21 protein-coding genes and 1 pseudogene are annotated in these 26,420 nt (G+C 60.9%); 15 read left to right on the top strand and 7 right to left on the bottom strand.

What is annotated here, in order from left to right; genetic code table 11:
* Window positions 1-24: 24 nt before the first annotated feature.
* Both XI09_RS34670 and XI09_RS34665 read right to left on the bottom strand, forming a co-directional pair.
* Window positions 25-1,236 (bottom strand): multidrug effflux MFS transporter, encoded by a 1,212-nt coding sequence (locus tag XI09_RS34670; RefSeq protein WP_271570881.1) that lies wholly within the window; start codon window positions 1,234-1,236, stop codon window positions 25-27.
* 94 nt (window positions 1,237-1,330) lie between these two features.
* Window positions 1,331-2,530, bottom strand: coding sequence for an acetyl-CoA C-acyltransferase (locus tag XI09_RS34665; protein ID WP_271570880.1), 1,200 nt, complete (start codon window positions 2,528-2,530; stop codon window positions 1,331-1,333).
* A gap of 133 nt (window positions 2,531-2,663) precedes the next feature.
* Between XI09_RS34665 and XI09_RS34660 the strand changes: the two genes are divergently transcribed.
* The 4 genes from XI09_RS34660 to XI09_RS34645 all read left to right on the top strand — a co-directional run bounded on the left by XI09_RS34660 (window position 2,664) and on the right by XI09_RS34645 (window position 7,253).
* A complete protein-coding gene (locus XI09_RS34660; protein ID WP_271570879.1) occupies window positions 2,664-3,287 on the top strand; it encodes a TetR/AcrR family transcriptional regulator in 624 nt (207 codons plus the stop codon).
* A gap of 16 nt (window positions 3,288-3,303) precedes the next feature.
* Window positions 3,304-5,622, top strand: coding sequence for a molybdopterin-dependent oxidoreductase (locus XI09_RS34655; RefSeq protein WP_271570878.1), 2,319 nt, complete (start codon window positions 3,304-3,306; stop codon window positions 5,620-5,622).
* A 20-nt stretch (window positions 5,623-5,642) separates the two neighbouring features.
* Window positions 5,643-6,347 (top strand): SDR family NAD(P)-dependent oxidoreductase, encoded by a 705-nt coding sequence (locus XI09_RS34650; RefSeq protein ID WP_271570877.1) that lies wholly within the window; start codon window positions 5,643-5,645, stop codon window positions 6,345-6,347.
* Window positions 6,348-6,431: 84 nt separating this feature from the next.
* Complete coding sequence (locus XI09_RS34645; protein WP_271570876.1) at window positions 6,432-7,253, top strand: enoyl-CoA hydratase-related protein; 822 nt, start codon at window positions 6,432-6,434, stop codon at window positions 7,251-7,253.
* A 75-nt stretch (window positions 7,254-7,328) separates the two neighbouring features.
* On the opposite strand, the gene XI09_RS34640 is transcribed toward XI09_RS34645, so the two are convergent.
* Window positions 7,329-7,928, bottom strand: coding sequence for a TetR/AcrR family transcriptional regulator (locus XI09_RS34640; protein WP_271570875.1), 600 nt, complete (start codon window positions 7,926-7,928; stop codon window positions 7,329-7,331).
* Between the two features lie 170 nt (window positions 7,929-8,098).
* Here XI09_RS34640 and XI09_RS34635 point away from each other — a divergent pair, with 170 nt between their 5' ends.
* From XI09_RS34635 to XI09_RS34605, 7 genes are all read left to right on the top strand, one after another.
* Window positions 8,099-8,926 (top strand): oxidoreductase, encoded by an 828-nt coding sequence (locus tag XI09_RS34635; RefSeq protein ID WP_271570999.1) that lies wholly within the window; start codon window positions 8,099-8,101, stop codon window positions 8,924-8,926.
* A 104-nt stretch (window positions 8,927-9,030) separates the two neighbouring features.
* Window positions 9,031-9,894 carry an alpha/beta fold hydrolase gene (locus XI09_RS34630; protein WP_271570874.1) on the top strand — a complete coding sequence of 288 codons (864 nt, stop codon included), beginning with the start codon at window positions 9,031-9,033 and terminating at the stop codon, window positions 9,892-9,894.
* 33 nt (window positions 9,895-9,927) lie between these two features.
* Window positions 9,928-10,932, top strand: a complete 1,005-nt coding sequence (locus XI09_RS34625) for an NADP-dependent oxidoreductase (protein WP_271570873.1) — start codon at window positions 9,928-9,930, stop codon at window positions 10,930-10,932.
* A gap of 65 nt (window positions 10,933-10,997) precedes the next feature.
* The gene (locus tag XI09_RS34620) at window positions 10,998-11,786 is read left to right on the top strand and encodes an SDR family NAD(P)-dependent oxidoreductase (RefSeq protein ID WP_271570872.1); all 789 of its coding nucleotides are present in this window, start codon (window positions 10,998-11,000) and stop codon (window positions 11,784-11,786) included.
* Between the two features lie 206 nt (window positions 11,787-11,992).
* Complete coding sequence (locus XI09_RS34615; RefSeq protein ID WP_271570871.1) at window positions 11,993-13,087, top strand: alkene reductase; 1,095 nt, start codon at window positions 11,993-11,995, stop codon at window positions 13,085-13,087.
* 116 nt (window positions 13,088-13,203) lie between these two features.
* Window positions 13,204-14,049, top strand: a complete 846-nt coding sequence (locus XI09_RS34610; RefSeq protein WP_271570870.1) for an alpha/beta fold hydrolase — start codon at window positions 13,204-13,206, stop codon at window positions 14,047-14,049.
* Window positions 14,050-14,408: 359 nt separating this feature from the next.
* Complete coding sequence (locus XI09_RS34605; protein WP_271570869.1) at window positions 14,409-15,188, top strand: SDR family oxidoreductase; 780 nt, start codon at window positions 14,409-14,411, stop codon at window positions 15,186-15,188.
* Between the two features lie 44 nt (window positions 15,189-15,232).
* Here the strand turns inward: XI09_RS34605 and XI09_RS34600 are convergent, their stop codons facing one another.
* Window positions 15,233-15,781: a TetR/AcrR family transcriptional regulator gene (locus XI09_RS34600; protein WP_271570868.1), complete on the bottom strand. Its 549-nt coding sequence runs from the start codon at window positions 15,779-15,781 to the stop codon at window positions 15,233-15,235.
* Between the two features lie 324 nt (window positions 15,782-16,105).
* On the opposite strand from XI09_RS34600, the pseudogene XI09_RS34595 reads away from it, so the two are divergent.
* A pseudogene (locus XI09_RS34595) lies at window positions 16,106-16,580 on the top strand (porin); the annotation flags it as partial.
* Between the two features lie 272 nt (window positions 16,581-16,852).
* Here XI09_RS34595 and XI09_RS34590 read toward each other — a convergent pair.
* Together XI09_RS34590 and XI09_RS34585 are read right to left on the bottom strand one after the other, a co-directional pair.
* Complete coding sequence (locus tag XI09_RS34590) at window positions 16,853-19,102, bottom strand: indolepyruvate ferredoxin oxidoreductase family protein (protein WP_271570867.1); 2,250 nt, start codon at window positions 19,100-19,102, stop codon at window positions 16,853-16,855.
* Window positions 19,099-20,394 (bottom strand): hypothetical protein, encoded by a 1,296-nt coding sequence (locus XI09_RS34585; RefSeq protein ID WP_271570866.1) that lies wholly within the window; start codon window positions 20,392-20,394, stop codon window positions 19,099-19,101. Before XI09_RS34585 ends, XI09_RS34590 begins: the two co-directional genes overlap by 4 nt.
* Window positions 20,395-20,555: 161 nt before the next feature.
* Here XI09_RS34585 and XI09_RS34580 point away from each other — a divergent pair, with 161 nt between their 5' ends.
* On the top strand, window positions 20,556-21,560 hold the full coding sequence (locus tag XI09_RS34580; protein ID WP_271570865.1) for a LysR family transcriptional regulator: 1,005 nt from the start codon (window positions 20,556-20,558) through the stop codon (window positions 21,558-21,560).
* A gap of 349 nt (window positions 21,561-21,909) precedes the next feature.
* Here XI09_RS34580 and acuI read toward each other — a convergent pair whose 3' ends face one another.
* On the bottom strand, window positions 21,910-22,896 hold the full coding sequence (gene acuI, locus XI09_RS34575) for an acrylyl-CoA reductase (NADPH) (protein ID WP_271570864.1): 987 nt from the start codon (window positions 22,894-22,896) through the stop codon (window positions 21,910-21,912).
* A gap of 428 nt (window positions 22,897-23,324) precedes the next feature.
* Between acuI and XI09_RS34570 the strand changes: the two genes are divergently transcribed.
* Both XI09_RS34570 and XI09_RS34565 read left to right on the top strand, forming a co-directional pair.
* A complete protein-coding gene (locus XI09_RS34570; RefSeq protein ID WP_271570863.1) occupies window positions 23,325-23,696 on the top strand; it encodes a winged helix-turn-helix transcriptional regulator in 372 nt (123 codons plus the stop codon).
* Between the two features lie 1,064 nt (window positions 23,697-24,760).
* Window positions 24,761-26,356, top strand: a complete 1,596-nt coding sequence (locus XI09_RS34565) for a class I adenylate-forming enzyme family protein (protein WP_271570862.1) — start codon at window positions 24,761-24,763, stop codon at window positions 26,354-26,356.
* Window positions 26,357-26,420 lie beyond the last annotated feature (64 nt).

Raw genomic sequence — 26,420 nt, 5'->3', positions numbered from 1 at the left:
GTGGCCCATGTGTGTCAAAGCCAATCAAGACCTCGGGAGCCGCGCGTACAGACCAAGCGCCAGCAGTGAAAACGCGCTCAGCACGACGCCCAGCGCCAGCATTGCTTCATGCGACACCGTGGCTGCAAGCCATACGCCGATTGCGGCGTTCATCATCTGCCAGAAACCCAGCAGCGCCGAGGCTGCGCCGGCCTTCTCCCCAAATGGAGAGAGCGCTCGCGCGGTGGCCAGTGGACTAACGACGCCCATGCCGAGGAGAAATACGCACATTGCGCCCAGAAACGGCAGAAAAGTCGGGCTGATCATTGAGATGAGCAGTACCGCAAAGCTACTGGCGGCCGTCGCCCACAGTCCTGCCCGGATCGGGCCATCGAGGCCATAGCGTGGCGCCAGTTTCGTCGCCAGCATGCCCGCGGCGAATACGATAAACACGGTGCCGGCGAAGAACAGGCCGAGCTGGATCGGCGTGAAGTGCATCGCTTCGATGAATAGTCGCGGTGCAGCCGAAAACATCGAGAACAAGCCGCCTATGATCAGGCTCGCCGTCGCAGCTGGAATAGCGAAGCGACGATCGCCAATCAGGCCAATATAGGTCCTGGCGATGGCGACCGGATTGAGCGGAGTGCGGGTGGAGTTGTGGGTTTCGCCGAGGACGATGCCGTAGCCAATGGCGCCAGCTCCGGCAAACGCCGCGACAAAAGCGAACTCGGAGCGCCAGCCAAAACTGTGATCGAGTGCGCCGCCCAGCAGCGGCGAGAATCCGGGGGCTGCTGACATTGCGATCATGATGATAGCCATCGCGCGTGCCAGCGCCGGCCCACTGAACATGTCGCGGGCGATGGCGCGAGACAGCACGGACGTCGCGCACGCGCCAGCAGCCTGCACGACGCGGCCGGCCAAAAGGTTAGGCAGGTCGTTTGCCAAACCGCACCAGACGCTGCCGGCGAAGAACACGGCAAATCCGATCAAGACTGGCCAGCGTCTTCCGTAGCGATCCGAAAGCGGTCCAACCACGAGCTGGCCCAATCCGAACACCGCAAGGAAGACCGTGATGGCGAACGTGACCGCCGCGCTGGTGACATTCAATGAGATCGCAATTTGTGGCAGCGACGGCAGCAAGATGTTGGTCGCGAGCGTTCCCATGGCGGCCAGGACGGAAAGAACTGCGATTGCGAGGCGGCTGGAGACGGGAGCGTCCCTCGGCACCCTTTTGGTCGTTTGGCACTGGCCAGCCATGGGAACTTTCGCGCTGATAGATAGGCAGGTCACGAGGCGGCGAGTGACGCGGTTCGCGCCGCTCGCCGAGCCCTTTCTGGTCGGATCGGCCGTGCTACCTGCGGACGACGCGCTCGATCGCGATGGCGGTGGCTTCACCGCCGCCGATGCACAACGCCGCTACGCCGCGTTTGAGGTTCTGCGCCTCCAGCGCATGCAGGAGTGTCACCATCAGGCGCGCGCCGGTGGCACCGATTGGATGACCGAGCGCGCAGGCGCCGCCATTGACGTTCAGCTTCTCCCTGGGGATGCCGAGATCCTTCTGTGCGGCCATCGCCACCACGGCAAAGGCTTCGTTGATCTCGAACAGATCGACATCCCCGACGCTCCAGCCCACCTTGTCCAACAGCTTGCGAATGGCCGGGATCGGGGCGGTGGTGAACCATTGCGGTTCCTGGCTATGGGTGGCGTGGCCTTTGATCTCGGCCAGTACGGGGAGGCCGTCGCGATCGGCGAGCGAGCGCTTTGCAAGAATGAGCGCCGCAGCGCCATCGGCATTGGCGGAGGAGGCGGCCGGCGTGATGGTGCCGTTGGCGCGGAACGCGGGTTTCAGCCCGGGGATCTTGGCGGGATCGACCTTGAGCGGGTGCTCGTCATTGGCGATGATCCGCGGCCCGACCTTTTCAGTCAGTGTGATCGGCGCGATCTCGGCTTTGAATGCGCCACCCTCCACGGCCTTGCGGGCGCGGCTCAAAGTCTCCATCGCGTAGGCGTCCTGATCTTTCCGGGTGAATTGATAGGCTTCCGCGGTGGCCTCACCGAAATCGCCCATCGAGCGGCCGGTCTCATAGGCATCCTCCAGCCCGTCCATCAACATGTGATCGATGATCCGGTCATGGCCGGCGCGGTAACCGCCGCGTGCCTTGGCCAGCAGATAGGGCGCATTGCTCATGCTCTCCATGCCGCCCGACAGTACGATCGAGGCTGAGCCCGCATTGATGATGTCGTGGGCCAGCATGGTCGCCTTCATGCCGGAGCCGCAGACCTTGTTGACGGTTGTGGCGCCGGTGGCATCCGGCAGTTTGGCGCCGCGGGCGGCTTGGCGCGCCGGCGCCTGGCCTTGTCCGGCCGGCAAGACGTTGCCTATGAAAACCTCATCGATCCGCTCGGGCGCCAGCTTGGCCCGTTCCAGCGCCGCGCCGATCACGTGGGAGCCGAGCTTGTGGGCGCTGAGAGGCGACAACTCGCCCATGAAGCGGCCGAGTGGCGTGCGGGCGGCGGAAAGGATGACGACGGGGTCGGAAGCGGTGGCCATGGCGAACTCTCCTGTTGATAGATGTTGTTATATGACGATGATCATATAAGATAGCCGGCATTGCAATGAAATCTTCGAGGGGATGGGGACGGGTTGTGCAGCCGATCACCTTAGGACCTTGCACGGAGTGGCGATGCGATACGTAGAAGACCACAGGCGTCAAACCCACGATCGGATCGTTGAAAATGCCTCCTACGGTTTGCGCCAAAGGGGCGCGGAAGGGCTCAGTGTTGTCGACCTAATGAAGCTCGCGGGTCTCACGCATGGCGGTTTCTATAATCATTTCGATTCGCGTGCCGCGCTTGTCAGCGAGGCGATCGCCTTTGCAATGGACCAAACGACTGAGCGATGGAAAAAACTGGCGAACGGGAAAGCCGGCAGGGAACGCTTCGATGCGTTGATCGCCGATTATCTTAGTCTCAGGCATCGCGACAATCCTAAACACGGTTGCGCGCTTCCAACCCTAGCCGTCGATGTCGCGCGATCGAGCCCGAGCGAGCAGCAGGCCCTGGCTTCCAAACTGGAGAAAATGATCGATGCCCTTGTCGAGCTCCTTCCCAGCGAGCCACCTCAACAGGTCCGCCAGATCGCGACGGGCACTATCGCAACCATGGTGGGATCGATCGTGCTGTCGCGTGCCGTCGGCACGGGAAAACTTTCCGACCGCATCCTCGATGCCGGACGCAAGGCCGTAGGCGGCCGGACCCGGAAGCCGCAACGAACAACAACGAAGGCGACGCGCTGCGAAAAATCATAACCTTCGGGAGGTCCCCATGACGGCCGGCAGATGGCTCAAGACAGCCTGCAACCTGTGTTACATCAATTGCGGGATCGAAGTCCTGGTGAATGACGGGCTGCTCGAGAAAGTGCGGGGCGACCGTTCGAGCCCGAAATCACAGGGTTATCTGTGCAACAAGGCGACCCGGATTCCATATTATGCGCATCACAAGGATCGGCTCACGACCCCGCTGCGCCGTCGCGCGGACGGCGGCTTCGATGAAATCGAGTGGGACGTGGCGATCGCAGAAATCGCGGCGCGGCTGCGCGACATCGTCGACAGATATGGCGGCAAGAGTATCGCCCTTTACGGCGGTGGCGGGCAGGGCAACCACGCCGGCGGCGCCTACGCCAGCGGATTGTTGCGCGCGCTGGGCTCGCGCAGCGTCTTCAACGCCCTTTCGCAGGAAAAAACCGGCGACTTCTGGGTCAATGGCCACATGTTCGGCAGCCAGACGTGCCACACCGCCGAGGACGTCCATCATTGCGATCTCCTGCTTGTCATCGGTGCAAATCCCTGGATCGCGCACGGCTTTCCCAATGCGCGCGACCACCTCAATCAAATCCGCAAGGACCCGGCACGCAAGCTGATCGTGATCGATCCCAGGCGAACTGAGACCGCCGAAATGGCGGATCTGCATCTTGCGGTTCGTCCCGGTGCCGATGCGTTTCTCCTGGGCGCGCTTCTGGCCACGCTCGTCCGGTCCGACCGGATCGACCATGCCTTCATTGAGGAGCACACGATCGGCTTCGCAGAAGTGAGGCAGGCGCTGTTGGATATCCCCGTAGGAGAATGGGCTGCGGCCGCGGACATCTCGGTCGCTGATATCGAGCGTTGCGCCGCGATGATCGTGGCGGCGAAGGCCATGGTGGTGCGGGTCGAGCTTGGTATCCAGCAGGGCATCAACTCGACGCTCAACTCCTATCTCGAAAAGCTTCTAATCATGCTTTCCGGAAATTTCGGCCGTAAAGGTACCAACCAATTGCATAGCTGGCTTCAACCGCTATGGGGAAATTCTCCGAACCAGACATTCACACCGACCGGCGACGCGATTATTGGGGGCCTGTTGCCGCCCAACATTTTCCCCGAAGCGGTCCTCAAGGACCATCCCGACCGGTTGCGCTGCGCCTGGATCGACAGTTCCAATCCCGCAAACACGGCCGCAAACACCGAGGCCGTGGAGCGCGCGCTGCGCTCGCTCGATCTGTGCGTTGTGGTCGACGTTGCGATGACCGAAACCGCACAGCTCGCGCATTACGTTCTCCCGGCGTCCTCACAGTTCGAGAAAACGGAATTCACCCTGTTCAACTTCGAATTTCCGACGAACTATTTTCATGTTCGTGCCGGTGTGTTGCCGCCGCTCGCCGGCACCTTGCCGGAACCCGAAATCTACACGCGGCTTGCCATCGCCCTGGGGCTTCTGCCAGGTGACAATGTGCTCGCGCCCCTGCGGGAGGCCGCGCGGCGTTCGCGAGCCGAGTTCGCCATCGCCTTTCGTGCTGTCATCGCTGAAAACCCCGGCGCGGTCGCTGCGCTCGTGCTCTATCACACGCTAGGGCAGACGCTTCCGGACGGCACGGCGGCTGCGGCACCTTTGTGGGGGGCGGCACTGGCTTGCGCGAAGCGATCGCCGCAAGCGGTGCGGCGGGCGATCGGCGCATCGGATGAAGTGGCGGATCACCAGCTCGGCGATCTCCTGTTCGACACGATCGTAGCCACCCGGCAAGGCACTGCCATTACCCGGCACGACTATGATGAGGTCTGGTCATTGATCAGCCATTCGGACCGCAAGGTTCGGCTGGTGGTCCCGCAAATGTTGGAATGGCTCGCGCGGCTCGATCCGCAGGCAGCGGGCGCGCCAAAGGAGTTTCCGTTCATGCTGGCGGCCGGTGGCCGCCGCATGTTCAATGCCAACCAGATCTTTCGCGATCCTGCGTGGCGTCGCGATGATCCGGACGGCGCCATGTTGATCAATTCCAGCGATCTGAGCGAGTTGGGCGCGGAGGATGGTGACTGGGTCGCCGTCGAGTCGGCGGCCGGGCGGCTGGTCGTGCGCTGCAAGGTCGACGACGCCATGCGGAATGGCCAGCTGGCGCTGCCGCACGGCTACGGTCAGGCATACCCCACGCCAGACGGAGAGCGGCTGATCAACGGGCCGCGCATCAATCTGCTCACCGAGAGCGGCAACCGCGATCCCATTGCGGGAACGCCCTACCACAAGAACGTCGCGGTTCGTCTGGCACTGGTTTCCGCGCAGGAGGCCGCCGTCTATCAGTCGCAGTCCGAGCGTATTCATATGAGCGCGGCCGGGTAATCGCTCGAACGGAGCATCGAATGACCGAGAAACCAATCGCGATCGTCACCGGGGTAGGGCCGGGCACGGGAGCTGCCATCGTCAAGCGGTTCTCTGCAGGCGGATTCCGTATCATAGCGCTTGCTCGCTCAGCTGACCTCATCAATTCCCTTGCGCAAGAAATTCCCGACGTGCACGCGGTGACCTGCGATGTCTCAGACGAGAGCCAGGTGAGGACCGTCGTCGCCGACGTAAAGGGCCGGTTCGGTGCGCCCGAAGTTCTCGTCCACAACGCGGTAGGAGGGGGCTGGGGGAGCTTTCGCGAGATCGATCCGAAGATGCTGAAGGGTAATTTCGAAGTCAACGTCATGGGCCTGCTGTACCTGGCGCGCGAGGTGGCTCCTGACATGATCGATCGCGGCAAGGGCGCAATCCTGGTGACCGGAAACACGTCTTCGATCCGAGGCAAAGCTAACTTTGCCGGCTTCGCTCCGACGAAGGCGGCACAGCGTATATTGGCCGAGTCGATCGCACTGGACATTGGGCCTCTCGGCGTGCACGTCGCCTATCTTCTCATCGACGCTGTGATCGACACGCCCAGGATGCGCGCGCGCATAAGCGACAAACCGGATGAATTCTTCATCAAGCCTGCTGCCATCGCCGACGAACTGTACCATCTCTACGGTCAGGACCGATCGGCGTGGTCATTCCTAACGGAACTGCGGCCATTCCGCGAAAACTGGTGACACCTGGCCAATGAGAAACGCGGTTGCGATTACGTGCTTATCATTTAAGAGCGCGGCAGATGCCGAACCTGAAAGGTCAGAACCATGACGGGTGAGTCAATCTCGGTTGATACAGGGACGGACGAACTGCTGTGCGTGATCCGGGATCGCGTTGCCGTGATCACCTTGAACCGGCCCGAGGCGCGAAATTCGCTGTCCGATCATCTCACGCCGGCGTTGCGTCGGATGATCAAGCAGAGCGGTGACGATCCGGACGTCGGCGCACTGCTGATTACCGGTGCAGGCAGCGCTTTCTGTTCCGGCGGCGACGTTAAGGGGATGGGCGGCAGTTCGGCCGCACCGGCTATGTCATTCAGCGACAAGGTTGCGCGACTGAAGGAGCGTCAGCGAACGCTGACCGGCGTACTTGTCTCGGTGCGCAAACCGACCATCGCGGCCCTGCCGGGACCGGCGGCTGGCGCTGGGCTTGCGATCGCGCTCGCCTGCGATATTCGTATCGCGGCTGAATCCACCATCATGACGACAGGTTATGCCAGAATTGCGCTCACCGGCGATTACGGCATTTCATGGCTGCTGACCCGGCTGGCCGGGACTGCGCGTGCCCGCGAGCTGATGTTTTTATCCGAACGGATCGATGCACGGCGCTGCGAAGCATTTGGATTGGTCAATCGCGTGGTGCCTGATGTCGATCTGCAAAACGAAGCGTTCGCATTGGCTCGGACTTTGGCGAACGGTCCCGTGAGCGCGTATGCCTCGATGAAGGATAATCTCGACCTTGCGTTGTCGGCTGACTTTCTTACGTCATTGGATCAGGAGGCCGAGAAGATGGTCGTTGCTGCGGGTACCGCGCAGCACGCCGAAGCCGTTCGGGCCTTCATCGAAAAACGCGCTCCCAGCTACAGGTGAGATTGATGAGAATGCCGGCGACTCCAGACGGAATCGTTTCCTGATCGGGCGCGAACTGCCTGCTCCCGCGTAAGGTCACTTCTCGGCCGATTTATTGGCCGGTAATGGTCCGGCAATATCCGCAACCACGGCAGCCATCAGCGATTCCGCCAAAGGGGCGTGCGCAATCACCCGAGACAATATGACGGCCCCAACCATCTCCGAGAGGATGGCCGCGGGATGTCTGCCGTCGGTGGACCTTGGGGGCATGGACGACAGTTGTGCGATCTGCTCAAGATAGAATTGGATCGCCGTCGTGAAGATGGCGCGGAGAGCGGGATCTTCGCGCCGCGCCGCGTCGGCGGCCAACGCCGGCAGAATGCATCCGGAACTCAGATCGTCGCGATGAGCGGATGACACGTAGCGTTCGATCAGTGTACGAAACGGATCCTCAGGCTGTTGGGCAAGTCCTTCCTTCAGCAGCGCTATCGTGTCCGCGATCGCATGTTCGCTGGCCTTGACCGCCAGCTCATCCTTCGAAGCGAAGTTGCGATAAAAGCCGCCATGGGTCAGCCCCGCTGCCTTCATGATGTCGGCAACGCCGATCCCGTCGAAACCATGCTTACGCAGCAGGCGCGCTGCGGTCTCGATGGTCTGCTCGCGGTTCTCCAGCGCCTTTTCCCGCGTCACCCTCATGTTTTTCTCACTCCGTTGGCAGAAGCCGAGCGTTCTCAGATTCGCGAAAATCGCGCTTGACATTTTTGATGACGGATATCATCTATCAGTAATGATGACGATCGTCATCAAAAATATGCGAAAGGGTCGTTTCACTTTGAAATCGACTGCTTCGCGCAAGAGGTAATATGATGCCGTCCTTTAAGGCGCTGGAGCGCCAGAAGACCGCGTTCCTCACTGGTGCGTCTAGCGGCATCGGCAAGGCCGCCGTTTCCGCGCTGGCGAGTGCTGGCTACCGAGTAATCGGAACCAGTCGACGAGCCGATCCCGACGCGGTCGTCAATGGTATCCGGATGATTCCGTGCGACGTCACGTCAGATGAATCCGTCGCAGTCGCCGTCGCTCGCGCATATTCCGAACTCGGGCAGATCGATCTACTGATCAACAATGCCGGAGTTGGAGTGACAGGCGCCGCAGAAGAAAGCTCGATCGCGCAAGTCCGCTCGCTGTTCGAGACGAATTTCCACGGCGTTGTGCGGATGACCAATGCCGTGTTGCCAATCATGCGAGCACAGGGTGGCGGGCGGATCCTCAATGTCGGCTCCGGGCTGGGGCTCATTCCGGCTCCCTACAGCGCCTACTATTCGGCCAGCAAGCACGCGATCGAGGGATACTCGGAGTCGCTAGATCATGAAGTGCGCGAATTCGGTGTGCGCGTCGTTGTTATCGAGCCGGCCGCTACGCGTACCCCGTTTGAAGCCAGCACCGTCCCGTCCGATATGCCACTCGCCGCCTACAACGCGAGCCGCACGAAGTATCTTGTGGCGTATGAGCGGGCGATGGCTGTGGCGGACACGGCTGAAAGCGTAGCCGAAACCATCGTCCAGGCTGCGCGCGATAAAACTCCGCGCCTGCGCTACCCCTCGGGCAAGGCCGCGAGGAAAGCTGCATTCGCCCGGCGTTTTGTTCCTCGGGCTCTATTCGACAAGATACTGCGGTCGCAATTCGGGCTGGCGTAGCCAGCACATGCATCTCGTGGCGCGAGCAGGAAACTGCGCCAACCGACCGAATGTCCCCCTTCCATGTTGGGACTTCCGGTCTGAGCCGGACAACGGAGTAAGCGATGACCAGCTATGTCAGTCACCCCGTATCGGTTGTGCGCTATGTTGATGCGCCGAATCTTTCCATCCGTGCTGCAGGAACTACCTTTGCTTATCGCGACATCGGTCCGCGCAGTGGCGTGCCATTAATCCTTCTGAACCATTGGGGCGCGGTTCTCGACAATTTCGATCCACCGATCGTCGATGGGCTCGCCACCAAGCATCGCGTCATCGCGATCGACTACCGAGGCATCGGCGCTTCAAGCGGGAAAGCGCCGGTCACCGTTGGTGAAATGGCGCAAGATACGATTGCTGTAATCGCGGCGCTGGGCTTTGAAAAAGTCGATCTGCTTGGCTTTTCCCTCGGCGGCTTCGTAGCCCAGGATATCGCGCTGACAGCCCCTGGTCTCGTGCGAAAGCTGATTCTGACCGGCACGGGTCCGGCGGGCGGCGAAGGTATCGACAAGGTTGGGCCGGTGTCCTGGCCGCTGATGATCAAGGGGTTGCTGACACTGCGAGATCCAAAGTTCTACCTGTTCTTCACGCCCACGACCAATGGCCGCCGAGCCGCAAGGGCCTTTCTGGCAAGGCTGAAGGAGCGCAAGGCAGACCGGGACAAAGGAGCCACAGCCGAGGCCTTCTTGCGGCAACTCAAGGCGATCAAGAGCTGGGGCCAGCAGGCGCCTCAGGATCTCGGCAGCATCCGTATCCCGGTCCTGATCGCGAATGGCGATAACGACATCATGGTGCCGACCGCGAACAGCACCGACATGGCACGGCGTATCCCGGGCGCACAACTGGTCATCTACGAAGATGCCGGGCATGGCGGGATTTTCCAGTACCACGCCGATTTCGTGCCGAAGGCGCTGTCCTTTCTCGACGCCTAACGCTGCGGCTAACTTTCAAATGGAGATGACATCATGAAGGCGTTCGTTGTCGACAAGTACAAGAAGAAGAGCGCTCTGCGCTTGGCAACCATGCCAGAACCGGAACTTCTGGACGATGATGTCCTGGTTCGGGTTCATGCAACTGCTGTGAACGTCCTGGACTCCAAGCTCAGGGATGGAGAATTCAAACTCATCCTGCCGTATCGTCCGCCCTTCATTCTGGGCCACGATGTGGCCGGGATCGTCGTCAGGGTTGGCCCCAGGGTGCGACGGTTCAAGGCGGGCGACGAAGTCTACGCACGGCCGCGCGATAATCGCATCGGAACATTCGCCGAATTCATCGCCATGAATGAAGCGGACGTGGCGCCGAAGCCCTCGAACATCAGCATGAAGGAGACCGCTTCCATCCCGCTGGTGGGGCTGACCGCTTGGCAGGCGCTGGCCGAGGTGGGCAAGCTGAAGCCCGGCCAGAAGGTCTTCATCCAGGCGGGCTCCGGCGGTGTGGGGACTTTCGCGATCCAACTCGCCAAGCATCTCGGTGCGGTCGTTGCGACGACGACAAGCGCGAAAAATGCCGAGTTGGTCAAGAGCCTCGGCGCGGACTTGGTGATCGATTACAAGACTCAGGATTTCGAGAAGGTCTTGTCAGGCTACGACCTTGTCGTGCACAGCCAGGACGCCAAGACGCTCGAAAAATCTCTGCGCGTGCTCAAGCCGGGCGGCCTCCTTATCTCGATCTCCGGGCCGCCCGACCCCGAATTCGCCAGAGAGCATGGGATGAACATCTTCATGAAACTGGTGATACGCTTGCTGAGCCGCGGCGTGCGGAAAAAGGCCAGAAGCCTCGGGGTGCGCTTCTCGTTCCTGTTCATGCATGCGCAGGGGCAGCAGCTGAGCGAAATCACGACCCTGATCGAATCCGGCGCAATCCGTCCGGTCGTGGATAAAATTTTCCCGTTCGAAAAAACCGGCGATGCGCTCGCCTATGTCGAGACCGGGCGTGCGAAGGGCAAGGTCGTCATCACGGTCGCAGACTAGAATCCTCTGCGGCCTCATCGGAATTGCGATGGGCGTAATAGATCCCCTTGAGAGAGAACAAGATTATGGCTGACAATTCTACTGTCCTTGTCACCGGAGCCTCCTCGGGCATCGGGGCGACCTATGCAGACCGTTTCGCTCGCCGCGGCCACAATCTCGTGCTGGTGGCCCGCGACAAGGAGCGAATGGAGGCACTCGCTGCCCGGCTTCGTGACGAGACGGGTGTTGCTATCGACATTCTGCAGGCCGATCTCACCAACCCAGCTGAGCTCGCGGTCGTGGAAACCCGGCTGCGTGACGACCGCCGCATTGGTGTCCTCGTCAACAATGCCGGGGCGGCTCTGGGTGGGACCTTTGTCGCGCAAGCTGCCGACGATGTCGGACGTCTTGTCGCTCTGAACACGACCGCTGTCGTTCGCCTTGCCAGCGCCGTGGCGCCGCGGTTTGTCGCGGCCGGCGAAGGCGCGATCGTCAACATTTCGTCAGTGGTCGGGCTCGCGCCGGAGTTCGGGATGTCGGTGTACGGCGCGACCAAAGCTTTCGTGACGTTTCTGTCTCAGGGGCTCAGCCTCGAACTCGGCCCCAAGGGCGTCTATGTCCAGGCGGTGCTGCCCGCTGCGACACGCACCGAGATCTGGGAGCGTGCCAGCATTGACGTCAACACGCTTCCGGTGGTGATGGACGTGGGAGAGTTGGTTGACGCTGCGTTGGTTGGCTTCGATCGTCGTGAACCTGTCACGATTCCGCCACTCCACGACGCCGGGCAGTGGGACGCCTATCAGGCGGCTCGGCAAGCAATGCTTCCGGGTGTTCGGCAAGAATATGCCGCTGCCCGCTACCACGGGTCGCTCTGATTGATGTTGGTGCGACTGCGGCACAAGCGCTCAACTCGTCGTCTTTGAAATCGTCGGAAAGAGTAGCTCGAATCGATCTCCAGTTCTCGCACACGCGGCCGCTGCCGCACCTATGTGCTCGGTGGCATGGGTGGCAATGCGGGCGCGAATGCGGGATTGGGAAGTTCAACGGATGAATCCTCAAACTCCAAGGGTAAAGGTGATAGATGGCTAACAAGACGCTCTTTGAGCCTTATGTACTCGGCTCTCTCACTCTGTCCAACCGGATCGTCATGGCGCCGTTGACGCGCAACAGAGCGAGTGCCGGGTTTGTGCCGGGCGATCTCGCCGCGGAATACTACGCGCAACGCGCCTCGGCGGGCCTGATCATCTCGGAGGCGACCCAGATCTCGCAGCAAGGACAGGGCTATCAGGACACGCCCGGCATCTACTCCCACGCGCAGATCGACGGCTGGCGAAGGGTGACCGATGCTGTTCATGACAAGGGCGGACGCATCTTCCTGCAGCTCTGGCACGTTGGTCGGGTGTCGCATGTCGACCTGCAGCCGGAGGGCCAGCCTCCGGTGGCGCCTTCCGCGGTCAGGGCGCAGACCAAGACCTTCGTGAACAACACCTTCGTCGATGTGTCGGAACCTCGGGCGCTCAAACTCGACGAGATCCCCGGCATTATCGAGGACTTCCGTCGCGCCGCTGGCAATGCGATTGCCGCCGGCTTCGATGGTGTCGAGGTTCACGGCGCGAACGGTTACCTGCTCGATCAATTCGCTAAGGACGGAGCCAACACACGCGCCGATGCATATGGCGGGTCGGTCGAGAATCGTGCCAGGCTTATGCTTGAGGTGACAGCGGCAGTCGTTGAAGAAGTTGGGGTGAACCGAACCGGGGTTCGGATTTCGCCGGTGTCGCCTGCCAACGGAGTGTCCGCAACCGACCCGCAGGCACAGTTCAACTACATTGTCGCGAAGCTCGACGAGCTCGGTATCGCCTACCTCCATGTCGTTGAAGGCGCGACGGGCGGACCGCGCGACGTTACACCGTTCGACTTCAAGGCGCTTCGGAACAAGTTCAAGAATACGTATATTGCCAACAACGGCTACGATCTGGACCTCGCGACGACGCGGTTGCGGGAAGGGCTGGCGGATCTGTTTGCCTTCGGAAGGCCGTTCATCGCCAACCCGGATCTTGTCGAGCGCCTAAAGATGGGGGCGCCGCTAGTGAACCTTAATCCGGCGACTCTCTACGGGGGAAGCTCGGCGGGCTACACCGACTATCCGACCATGGCTGAATCAGCCCGCCGTTGACGCTCAGAGGGCCGCGCGCATGCGCGGTCCTCTTTCTCGCGCTCCAATCTCGATAGCCATCGGGCCAATCGGCTCGGGAGGCGTGGAGCATTTCGTCCCATCACAAGGAGCACATCATGGCAGACACGCATGGCACGGCACCGACCCGCATCATCGAAGTGGACGGCGATCGCTTCGCCTACCGTCGCTGGGGCAACGCGGCTTCTGGACAGCCTCCGCTGTTCTTCCTTCAGCATTTTCGCGGCGGCATGGATCATTGGGATCCGCTCATGACAGACGGACTGGCGGCAGGCCGCGAGGTCATTCTGTACGACTACCGCGGCTGCGCATCGTCAACGGGTGCGCCGCGCACCCTCATCGAGGACATGGCTGATGACGCGGCACAGGTGATCCAAGCGCTCGGTATTTCCAGGGTCGACGTCGTGGGGTTCTCGCTCGGGGGAATGGTGGCGCAGGATCTGACTCGACGTCATCCAGATCTGGTCCGTAGGCTGATGTTGCTCGGCACCCAGCCGCGCGGCGGCAATCCCGATCCTAATCCGAAGATTTTCGAAGTCGCACCCCGACCAGTGCCGACTGTTGACGACTTCCTGTTTCTGTTCTTCGGTCCATCCGAGGCGGCCAAACAGGCCGGTCGCGACTTCTGGGAACGTCGCCACCAGCGCAAGGATCAGGATCCGCCGAGTTCGCCAGAATTCATGCAGGCTCAGATCGCCGCGAACACCGCCTTTGTTGCACCGCTCGATCCGGAAAAGCCATTCGCCCATCTAGCCGAAATCACCCAGCCGACTCTGATCGTCAACGGCGTCAACGACATCATGATCGCCACGATCAACTCCTGGCACATGGCTCAGAACATTCCGAATGCTCAGCTGATCGTTTACCCCGATGCCGGTCACGGGGCGCAGTTCCAGTATCCCGACAGGTTTCTGAAGCACGCCATCCAATTCCTGGACGAGTGAATGCGGGGCGCTCTCCTACCGAGGGGGCAACCATGTGCAAAATGCGGCAGATTCCACTAGGGCAAGTCAGAAGGAGAGATCCGTGTATACCGCAATGCGAACATTAGCGTTTCGACTGAGCGAGAAGTCACGAGCCTTCCTCGATCTTCTCTCTACCCTTGATGATCCCTTTGGTGACTATCGGTTTGCGCTTGGGGCGCGCGTTGACTATCTCGCGGCCGAGGCGAGGGCGCTTCAGTCCCAGCTGGGAAAATACCGGAGAGAGGAAGGGCGATCATACCAGCAATGAACCACTGACGGAGTAGACTTGGAAAGCTGATGCCAGCAGGCTCGGCATCAAACGTATCAGAGGGAGCATCGTGACTCAATCCGACCGCGGTACCCAAACTTCTGTACAGGACGTTGCACTCATTGTCGGCGGTGGCCCGGGCATCAGCTCGAGTTGCGCCAGGCTGTTCGCGGAAAACGGCATGCGTGTCTGCGTCGCGGCCAGGAATCCCGAAAAAGCGGTCCTTGAAGTTCTCGAGAAGACGCATGGCGTGCGTCGATACGCCTGCGATGCAAGCGAACCGGCGGCTGTGGTACAGCTGTTCTCGAATGTAGTTCAAGACGTCGGAACGCCGAGGCTTGTCGTGCATAACATCGATGGCAGGGTTCCCGGCATCTTCCGCAAGAACGTTATCGAAGCCGACCCGGTCATGGCACTCGAAACTCTTCGAAATTCGGCATTCAGTGCGTTTCTGATAGGTCAACAGGCAGCTCGGCTCATGCTTGGAAACGAGCCAGACGCCAATGGCGCGAGAGGAACGATTATCTTCACGAACGCCAGCGCGGCGCTCAAAGGCTTCCCATCAAGTGGCGCCTTTGCGATGGCATGTCATGCCAAGTCCGGCCTCGCGCAGAGCATGGCAAGAGAACTGATGCCGCAAGGTATCCACATAGCGAATGTGCCGATCGACGCCGCGATCGGCTGGACCCAGGAGGACGGAACCCGCGCGCACCGGCTGGCGGGAACAACTGTCGACGACAACATGGCCCACCCTGACCATATCGCGAAAACCTATCTGCAACTGCATCGCCAGCATCGGTCGACCTGGGCGTTCGAAGTCGTGCTCCGGCCGTGGGTCGAAAAATGGTGATTTTGCAGGTGCGGCGCCGCTACCCGTCCGATAGCGGCAAGAGTTTAGCGCTCCAGCCGTTTCCTGGTCGAACGAAGGATATCGTCCGATAGTTTGGGGTCGCTTACGGCGCGGGCAAGCACGAGTGCTCCGACCAGTGAGGCGAGCGTTGTCAGCGCCGCCTCATCGCGTTGCCGCTGCTTCCCGGCAGTCATTCGTCCGCTAAGCCAGCCGACCATGCCCTTCAGTCCGACTGTGAATCGATCTCGCGCACCTTGGCTTTGGCGCGGCATCTCACAACACAAAGCTGCGAAGGGGCAGCCGCTTCCCGGCTGGTCCCGGTGCGCCGCGGAGAGGTACTCCGAAACGTAGTCGCTGAGACCGGACATCTCACGCAGTTCTTGCCCTTTAGTGGCTATCGCGTCTGCGACCGCTTCCTCGACAAGCCGCTCCCTCGAACCGAACTGACTGTAAAGACTGCCGTGGGTCATCCCGGCCGCTTCGGTCAGCGCGTCCACGCCTACACCGGTGATGCCGCGCTCTCGCATGAGGCGCGACGCGGCCTTGAGAATTCGGTCGCGGTTTTCGGCCGCCTTTTCTTTGGAAACACGCATGGCGGAGATAATAGCCCAGAAATTGATCTAGACAACTATGGTTACGATCGTAAGGTATAAAAGGTAGTTAGGGTTGTGATCAAAAAGGCGACTGAATTAGACCAGGTGGAAGCGTTGCCTGCTGCCGCGGCCACCGCCGAGAGCGTTTGGACACAGAGAAACATGAGAGGCCCTACGTGAGGGCGAGCGACGGAAGCCAACGAGAACTCGATATGGGGGCGGCGCGAGTGCGGCCGACGACGCCAAGCGCGATGTTCGACAGCGTGGTCAGGGCGTAGCTTGATCTGGCTCCATTGACTAGCATCTCGACGAGTATCGCAGGCGACGTCACGCAAGGCGTGCGGCAGCCTCGGCTTCGCCTCGGCTCCGAACACTGTCTTCGTCACGGGCAGCTCGCAGGAAACCGTCAAGACTTGAGGCTTCCGTGGTGCGTACAACCCATAACTGGGATCCGTATTGGAACACAGCGGTCTACGCTGCTTACGGTCCGGCGCAGTTCGGCACCTTGGCCAAGACCACGATCTGCGGCGCAGGTGGTGCTGGCGGCGCGTTCGGTGGTCTGGCCGGTGTTACGGGACCGGACTTCGCCATTGGCCAGGCAGATGTCATCACCCGCTGGACCCCGGTCAAGAACCTGACGTTCTCGGCTGACCTCGGCTGGACCCACCTCGACCGGAAGTACCCCGGCACGGTTACCCCGGCCGCCCTGATCGCGGCTCCCGCCAAGCCGGCGGCGACCTACGAGCTGAAGGATCAGGACACGTTCGCTCTGCTCCTCCGCGCTCAGCGCAACTGGTGAGTTTCGGTAAACTAACGAAAGGAGACAAAAGGCTCTACAATTTGGGTTAATCCTCCAAGGAGGCCTCCGGTGTGCCCGCCGGAGGCCTTTCCTTTTGGTTTCAGCGATTTGCGCTCCTTCCTGTTCACCTCACGCGACGACGCTGAAGCCCGCGGTCGCGCGCTGTCAGATGGACGGCCGCGGTGAAAGTGCGCCTTTGGTGAGGGTCGCCTTGCCGAGTGAGGAGTGTTGTTGCAGCAGTAGGCCAGGGTAGGGCGCGTCGGATAGCAGACTCATACCGCAAGTTGTGTGGCTCGGTCTTTAGGGCTGGCCCCGTTGGACCACTGTTCCCACGATTGGCGGCGTTGCTCAGCAGCCTGTTTGGCATGGCGTTCTTTCACGTGGCCGTATCCGCGGATGATCTCGGGAAGTTGCGCAATTCGCACGGCAAGCTGGAGGTTATCGGTGCTGAGTTCGGTTAGCATGCGATCTACGTCCCGCTCATATTGCTGCAGCAGGGTGCGCTCGAGCTTGCGCTCGGCATTCCAGCGGAAAGGGTCCAGCCAGGTGCCGCGCAGGCCGCGCGTGCTGGCAATGAGCTCGAAAACGATCATCATCCAGCCGCCGACCTCGCTCTTCTCGAGGACGCCGGTAGCTTTGTTGCGACGTGCAAAGGGTCCTGAGCCCAAATGGAATTTTAGCCGGAAGTTGCCTTCGAACTGGTCTGCCAGCGCGGCCCGGAAGTCGGGATGGGTGTAGAGCCTCGCAACTTCCCACTCGTCCTTTACCGCCAGCAGGCGGTGGTAGTTGTGTGCCACGGCCGCCGTCAATTGGGTGGCGGTAGATACCGAAGCCTCGACGTTGCGCACCCGCTTGACCAACTCCAGGTAACGAGACTCAAGTGCCTTTACGCCGTATTCCCGCAGGTGCCCGACACGGTGTCCGATGATCTCGTCCACGGTCGGCCTGTTCCGCGACGCGAACTGCAAGATCTGTGAGGGCCTGCGGGCCTTTGCGATGTCCTCCACCAACGCGAGGTTGACAGCAGCGCGCCGCCCCCAGGCGAATGCTTCCTTGTTCATCGCAATCGCCACGCCGTTGAGCTCGATGGCTTGCTCGATGGCGTTCAAGCTGAGCGGAATTTGGCCCAGTTGCCATGCTGCACCCAGCATGAACATGTTGGCAGCAACGGGGTCGCCCAAGAGAGTGGTGGCGAGGCGCTGACCTTCGAGTAGCAATGCGCGCTCGCCCAGCTTATCGCGGAACTCCGCGATAAGCGCGTCCGTATTGATGCCCCAGCCTGGATTGCGTGCAAACTCCGCAGTAGGGATAATATCGGTGCAGACCACGGCGCCGCCCGCGGCGATGTCGATCGTGGCGATAGATTCGTCGGAGGCGGCAACGATCAAGTCGCAACCAATAAGTGACTGCGCTTCCCCCTGCGCGATCCGGGTGGCGTGCAACATATCCGGTCGGGGCGACCAACGTACGTGGGAGTGCACCGCGCCATATTTCTGTGCGAGACCCGTCACGTCCAGGTTCGAGCTGAAATAGCCGTCGATGTGCGCGGCCATCGCCAGCGTTTGCCCGATGGTCACGACGCCCGTGCCGCCAATTCCGGCGATGAGCACGCTATGCACCCGCGTCAGCGGCGCAATGGTCGGCGGCGGGAGTTCGCCCTCCCATTCCAACCTGGGTGATCCGGGCTCAGCCAAAGGCGCTTGGGGCTTCTTCTTCTTCAGTTGACCGCCTTCAACGGTCACGAAGCTAGGGCAAAACCCTTCTACACAGGAAAAATCCTTGTTGCAGGTGCCTTGGTTGATTTGGCGCTTGCGACCCAGTTCGGTCTCGAGAGGCTCGATGGACATGCAGTTCGAAGCAGTACCGCAATCGCCGCAGCCTTCGCAAACGGCCGCGTTGATGAAAGTTCTCTTGTTGGGGTCCTCCCACTTCCCGCGCTTGCGCAAGCGGCGCCGTTCGGTTGCACAGGGCTGGTCGTAGAGGATGACCGAGACATCCGCATATTCACGAAAAGCCCTCTGGACTGCGTCCAGCTCATTGCGATGGTGGACCATCACGCCGGACGGTAGGCTGACATTCTCGTACTTCTGCGGTTCGTCGGTGACCACAGCCATCTTCTGCACGCCCTCGGCCGCCAATGTGGCCAGGATCTGCCGCGGCGACAAGCCAGTCTCGACGGACTGTCCGCCGGTCATGGAGACGAAGCCGTTGTAAAGGATCTTGTAGGTGATGGGCACGTGGGCAGCGATAGCTTGGCGTACCGCCAGAAATCCGGAATGCGAGAATGTGCCATCGCCCAGATTAGCAAAGACGTGTTTTTCACTGGTGAAAGGCTGCTGGCCCAGCCACATCACGCCCTCGGCGCCCATATGCGAGACGGTGGTGGTCGTCAACGGATCGGCCAGCATAGCCATGGTGTGGCAGCCAATGCCCGCCAGAGCGCGGCTGCCTTCCGGAACGCGGGTGGAGCGATTGTGAGGGCATCCTGAACAAAAGCTGGGGGCGCGCTGCGGCTTCTTCATCGTGTCATCTCAAGTTCGTTGCCCGGATGCTCGTGCGAGCGCTCTTGCAAGGGGATGTAGTCGCCCAGCGCTGCGCGCAGGACCTGCCTCACCAGCGGCGGCGATATCTCGCCGAAATCCGGGAAGGCGACTGGGCCTCGTACACTGTCGAAGACACTGCCGTGGAAGTGCTTGCCTATCACGCGCGGCGATCCAGACCGGCCGTAGAGAATGGTGCGGATCTGATCTTCGAGAATGGGGCGCTTCTCTTCGATGACGACAAGCGTCTCCACGCCAGCGGAACACTCGCGCACTATTTCGGCGTCTAGGGGCCAGATCATGCCGACCTTCAACAAGCGGATGCCCCATTGCTGTAGCTTGTCCTCGCTCCAGCCCAACCGTCCCAACGCCTGCAGCAGATCCTGCCAGGCCTTGCCGGCGGCGACGATGCCCGCCTTCGCAACCGGCGGGTTGACCGTGATGCGGTTAAGGCCATTGCAGCGCGCGTAATTCCCCGCGGCCCTGATCTTGTGAACGTAGAGGCGCTCCTCCTGCGGCAGCGCCATGTCGATCGCGCGGATATGCACTCCTTTGCCTTGCGCGTCGGGAATCATAGTCGGCTGCGGCGGAGTGATGATCTCAGGAGCGAGCGGGCTCACGTGCACCGAGCCGCCACCTTCCACGACGTCCGTGACTACCTTTAGCGCCACCCAACAGCCGCTATAGCGGCTCATTGCAATGCCATGGAGACCGTAGTCAAGCAGTTCCTGAGTGTTAGAGGGATACAGGATCGGGATGCCGACGGCCATGAAGATGGGGTCGGAAAAGTTGGCCACCGTGGAGCTCTTGGCACCGTGATCATCGCCCGCAAGGCAAATCACACCGCCGAGACTGGAAGTGCCCGCCAGGTTGGCATGGCGCAGAACGTCGCCAGAGCGGTCCACGCCCGGCCCCTTGCCGTACCAGATGCCAAAGACGCCATCGACCTTGGCGCCAGCGAAGTTGCCAACCTGCTGGCTGCCCCAGATCGCCGTGGCGGCAAGATCCTCGTTGAGGCCAGCGCGAAACACCACGTTGGCCTTTTGCAGATGTGTCTCAGCCGCCCACAACTCCATGTCATAGCGCCCCATGGGCGAACCGCGGTAACCGGAAATGTAACCGCCCGTGTTCCAGCCCATGGCGGCATCTCGTGCCCGCTGTTGCAGCGGCAGGCGGACCAGCGCCTGCATGCCGGTCATATAGACCCAGTCATCCTGGACCGAATACTTGTCGTGCAACGTGGTGCTGCCGCGACCCAGTTTCTCTCCCATCATCTTCCCCTTCGAGTTTTGCCCGGCCGCACAAGCCCTGCAGTACTCGGTTGGGAAAAGACTGTGGCCGGAGACTGGTCATTGTGTCCAATGAATTGATTAGCTAATATCAATGCAAAAAACACAATGATGGCCTTCTACCAGGAATAGGGACTGCCCCGCGCATGCTGCCCAAAACCAATGAGCTGCAACACTTGGTGCTCCTGGCAGAGGAGCGTCATTTCGCGAAGGCGGCGCAACGCGCCTTTCTGTCTCAATCCGCCTTCAGTCGTAGTATCAGTGCACTGGAGAACGAGCTCGGGTTGAAGTTGTTCGACCGGGGCTCACGTCATGTGCACATCACGGCAGACGGTGAACGCATTCTGCAACTGGCGCGCCGTCTTCTCGCTTCGGCCTCGGACCTGACGCGTGAGGCCGCGCTGCTGCGTGGTGGTGAGGTGGGGGACATCGCCATCGGCTCGGGCCCCTACACGAGCGTACTCTTCACCGTGCCGGTGATTACAACCGCACGGCAGCGGTTTCGCAACGTGCGCTTCCGTTTGGAAGTCGATCACACTGCCGCCTTGCTGGCAAAGCTCGAGGCAGAGGAAATTCAGCTGTTCCTGTCCGACGTCCAGGAGATCCCCGGCCACGGACCTTGGACGGTGGAGCGGTTGGGCAGCTACAGCAGCACCGTTATCGGGCGTTCAGGTCACCCGCATGCGAGGCACCGCCAGTTGCAGTTGTCCCAACTGACGGCGCTGGAACTGGCGACTGTGCATATTCCCAGCCCCATCCGGCACAGGCTCGCCGCGGCCCTGGGCTACGCGCACGCTGAGCAGCTGCCGGTGGCATTCGAGTGCGAAAGTATCTCAGCGCTGCGCGAATTCGTGCTGCGCTCCGACGCCGTCGTACTGGCGCCGCCGGAATTGTTTCGGCGCGAGCTCGACGCTGGCCTTATGACGAAGTGGCAAGTCGCGCAGTGGTCCGATCCGCGCGACAACCCCGTGCGGGTAGATTTGGGCCTCGTCCGGCTGTCGGGTCGTACGCCGACATCGGCGATGCGGATGCTTGTAGATTCGATACGGCTTGAAGCCCGGCAGCGCCTCGCGCAACACACAGCGAACAAGCATGTGACCGAACGTGTGCGAAAGGGCGCGCGGAAACGAATCATCCCTCCCGGCGGTTGACGGCCTCGATGGCTGGCGCGGTGAGGCATTGTCCGCCGCAGCCGGAGCGCGGAACACTTTTCAATCTTGCCCTGCAGGGTACCGTTCGATTCCGTGATGCGGATCAGCGCTCTCGGCTTGCCGCTGACCTGGTCGACATTTCTCCACAAATCGAGGGGCATTGTCGGCCCAAGCCCCGAAGGACGTGAGTGCAGCAGCCAAGGTGAGGGCGGAGAACACCTGATTGTCTCAAAACACGCATCCCGATTGACTCCAAGAGGGTAAAGTCGTTTGGGGTAGGGTACTCTTGTCTAGACGCCGCTCGGTCCGATTCATCGAGTTATCGCCGAACAGCCCTGCCGCAACCTGGTCACTCATTCACGTTGACGACGGTGCGGCCCTGAACTTTCCCTGCCAATATTTGGCGCGCCACATTGGGGACCTCTGCGAGGCCGACCACCTGCACAGTTCGGGCGAGCTTGTTCAGGTCTAGATCGCGAGCCAAACGCGACCATGCCTCGATTCGCGCGTCCTGCGGGGCATTCACCGAATCGATGCCTGCAAGGGTGACGTTGCGCAGGATGAAAGGCAGAACCGTTCCGGGAAGATCGACACCCTGAGCAAGGCCGCATGCCGTCACTACGCCGCGGTACTGCGTCTGCGCCAATACGTTCACTAGCGTATGACTGCCGACTGAATCGATTGCGCCAGCCCAACGTTCGCGCGAGATCGGGACTCCGGGCTCCGAAAGCGTCCGTCGATCGACGACATCAGCCGCGCCGAGACTCCGCAGATAATCGGCTTCTTCAAGACGTCCAGTCGATGCAACGACCCGATAGCCAAGATCAGAGAGGATTGCGATCGCGATAGAGCCGACGCCGCCATTGGCGCCCGTGACGAGGATATCGCCACGCTGCGGAGTAATGCCGCCATGTTCGAGGGCGAGCACCGACAGCATCGCGGTGTAACCGGCCGTGCCAATCGCCATGGCGTCCTTTGTTGAAAACGGCGCCGGAATCTTGACCAGCCATTCGCCCTTGAGCCGGGCCTTCTGCGCGTATCCGCCGTGATGGGTCTGACTCAGTCCCCAGCTGTTGGCGACGACGCGGTCTCCGACCGCAATGCCTGGATAGGAGGATGCCTCCACCGTTCCAGCGAGATCGATGCCGGGAATGAGGGGGAACTGGCGAATGATCTCCGTGCGCCCGCTAAGAGCCAGCGCATCCTTGTAGTTCACAGTGGAATAATCGACCGCGACTGTGACATCGCCCGGCATGAGATCCTGTTCGTTCATTTCGACCACGCTGGTCGAAATCTTCTCGCCTGACTTTGCTGCGAGCAGCGCCTTGAACGTCATGGTCATATCCCTGGGTCGGTGTTGCGTTGTTCATAGACCTAGGATCGCGCCTCCTCGTCGCAAGAAGGCACATTTAAAGCGGGTACTATCATTTATGGTGGTGCCCATGTGCACGCAAAGCACCCGCCCTCGTCGATGTGACAGTAGGCCAGACATGGTGACGATCTGGCGCTCCAAGACGCGAGCAGGGAGCCTGCCTATGTTGTTGCAGTCTTAGGCATATTGCATGCCCGTTTGGTACGGTCGGCGCCTGTTGTATTACGGCCGTCATGTGATATATAGAACTCGAACTGAACAGCCCGCTAAGATCGACGGCCTGCATCCAAAGATGCTGGCGGGCCGAGCATGACCGGACAGTTTGGCGCAGGTACTTCGGTGTCCGGCGGGCGCGCAACGATTGCCAATTCTATTACCTGTGGAGGCGTCCATTGCGTCCGAAACGATTCGACGCGAAAAGCGGATGTTCGGTCGGCGTGACGCTGTCCGTCATTGGAGGTACATGGAAGCCGCTGATCCTGTTTCATCTCTTTGCCGGCAAGAAGCGGTTCATGGAGCTGTCGCGTGCCATTCCTAATGCCACGCAGAGGATGTTAACTCTTCAGCTGCGCGAGCTGGAGGCCGATGGTGTGATCGTGCGTCACTGCTATCCGCAGATTCCTCCGAAAGTGGAATATGAAATCTCTCGATTCGGCCAGAGCCTTGGACCTGTTCTGCTTTCGCTCCGAGATTGGGGCCAGCAATATGGCGGTTCAATTGAAGGCGTCTCTCAGCCTCACCACGCGCCTGAAGCTGTGACGTAATTGAGTAATGCGTGCGGGCGTGGCCGGTCCGCCGTCACCTCGCGATCGCCAAGCCATCGCGCCGAAGTGGGGCGTCTGATCGGGCTTCGAGGCATAGCGTCGCTTCGTAGGGCCTCCGTAGGGCCGGCGGGGACCTGGATCAATTCTTCGGGCTTTGAATACGTTATAACTGATAGTATCCGCTGAAATTGAACCTTCTTGAGCCAAGAGGTGCGCGACCTAGCTGCTCGGTCTGTGAAGGAGCTCACGTACACCAAGCTTGAGGGAATCCCTAACCGACGAAGATTCAAGTAGTGCTAATGCTTCTGGCTATGACCACAATGCCCGCATCTGCACAGTCTGGGCCAATTGGGATCTAGCAGCAGCAGGTGAGCATGGGGACGCGATGCGTCTTTGCTCGGCTCACATCCCGGATCGCGCCAAGACCGCGGACTGCAGGGCATCGCAGCACGATCGGCTTAGCTCGCAGAGCCGTGCCGTTTTCGATGCGAGCGCAGACGCTCGAGCGTCGGCTTCTGTTCGGAAGCGCCGAGTCTGAAACTCTCCAGGACGATCCGATGGGCGAGCTGCGTCGAGCATCCGTCAATCAGAGCCATCGCGCTGGTCGGCAGGATTCGTAGCGACCAGCTCACTGCGCTATTCGGTCGGCATTCAACACAGTTCGCTGGGCTGCGCTCACGGTAAGGTCCGTGTTGCAGCCCTAAGTGCCAAGGGCTTGGCACGACCGCTCGCGCGCGGGCAGAAGGCATTCTCGGCGGATCTGCCTTGAGCGACTTCGCCTCGCAAGTTTCTCCAAGCGATCCAACGATTTCCGGTCACTGAAGAGATGACTTATTAATGCCAAATCGGAACTGTGCTTCCAATTAAGTAACATATCTCGGAGCGAACATAGCTCTTTCAATTCATATTGACCGTTCTATTTTAGAACGATAAAGTAGTTTCCAGCTTTTGCCGTCCGGCTATCGATCGCCGCAGGCACGCGACATCTGATCGTAGAAAGGGAGCTCCGTACCGCTCCCGAAAAAAACAAGGCGGAGCAAGAATTCGCCACAAGGGAGGATGGCATGAGGAGTGTGGACGCTATCACTGCGGCCGAATTGTTGGATGGCCTGCCGTCCAGGGTACACGAGGTCTACGCGCCGTTCGTGCGCGACATTCCGAATCATCCGGCCTTCGTGGAAGGGGGCCGCTCGTGGAGCTATCGGCAGTTTTCGGAGGCCGTCGACGCTGCGACGACGGATCTCGCCGATCTGGGGATCGGGCCCGGAGATCGCGTGATGATTGCCAGCGAGAACAGCGTGGCTCTGGGTGCGATCCTCTTTGCGGCGAGCAAGCTCGATGCTTGGGGCATCGCGGTCAATCCTCGCCTGTCGGCCCGCGAGATCGACCTGATCGCGACGCACAGCGGCGCAAGACGCGTGCTGTTCAATTCGGCACTTTCGAAGGAAGCCGCCGATCACGCCAGCCGCATCGGTGCGAAAATCGGGGCAGTCGGGCCATTCGGTGGAATCGGTGTTGGTCCTCTCAACGAGGATGCGAAGGCGGAGCCCGTCGAGGCGGACGGCGCCCGCCAGGTCGCGGGCCTTCTGTACACCTCAGGCACGACTGGTGCCCCGAAGGGAGTCATGCTGAGCCACCGCAACCTGCTCTTTGCCGCCCGGACTTCAGGAATCCTTCGCCAAAGCGGTCCGGCCGACCGCATCTACGGTGTGCTGCCGATGTCCCACATCGTCGGCTATTCGATCCTTCTTATTGCCACGCTGATGCATGGCAGCACCCTGCACGTCGTAGCCAAGGCCGACCCCGCCGCGCTGGCCCATGCCATCGCCGAGGAGGGGATCACGAATCTGTTCGGCGTGCCGGCCACATATCAGCGCCTGCTCGAACACAAGGCGGTCAAGGGCATCGCACGGCTGGAACGGGGCAGTCTGCGGACCATCGCCGTTGCCGGCGCTCCGCTCGATCTCGATCTGAAGAAACGTATCGAGGACGAGTTCGGAATCCCGCTGTTGAACAACTATGGCATCACCGAATGTTCGCCCGGCCTGTCGGGTGTCCGTTCGGAACATCCTGTCTCGGACGAGTCGGTCGGTCCCTTTCTTCCCGGCATCGAGCACCGGATCGTGGACAACAAGGGCAAGAAGGTGGCGACCGGCGAAGTGGGCGAACTGCACGTCCGAGGCCCCAACGTGATGCTCGGCTACTATCGCGCTCCCGAGCAGACGGCCGCGGCGATCGACAACCAGGGATGGTTCAACACCGGGGATCTCGCCCGGGTGAACGGCGAGGGCCATCTCTACATCGCTGGCCGCACCAAGGAGCTGATCATCCGCTCGGGCTTCAACGTGTACCCCGCCGAGGTGGAGGCGGTGTTGAATTCGCACGAACAGGTCGTCCAATCGGCCGTGGTGGGACGATCGGTTGACGGCAACGAGGAGGTTGTCGCGTTTGTGCAGCTTCTGCCCGGTGCCAGCGTCAGCGCCGAAGATCTGAAGGCGTACACCGCCCGGCAGCTCACGTCGTACAAGCGTCCGACCGAATTGATCGTGCTCGACGCTTTGCCCGCAGCCTCCACCGGCAAGATACTCAAACATAAGTTGCGCGAGATCGCGATCGCGCAGGCGAGCCCAAAGACGTCCAATGTGGCGGTTGCGGGCTGACGCATGCCGGGAATGACGAAGGCGTCCAAAATGTAAATACGGCCGTTCGAGGAAGAAATTGTGA

The sequence above is a fragment of the Bradyrhizobium sp. CCBAU 11386 genome, assembly GCF_028128955.1.
In the GTDB taxonomy this organism is placed as follows: domain Bacteria; phylum Pseudomonadota; class Alphaproteobacteria; order Rhizobiales; family Xanthobacteraceae; genus Bradyrhizobium.
Note: the sequence above shows the minus strand (reverse complement) of the source record. Positions and strands in the feature narration are given on the sequence as shown.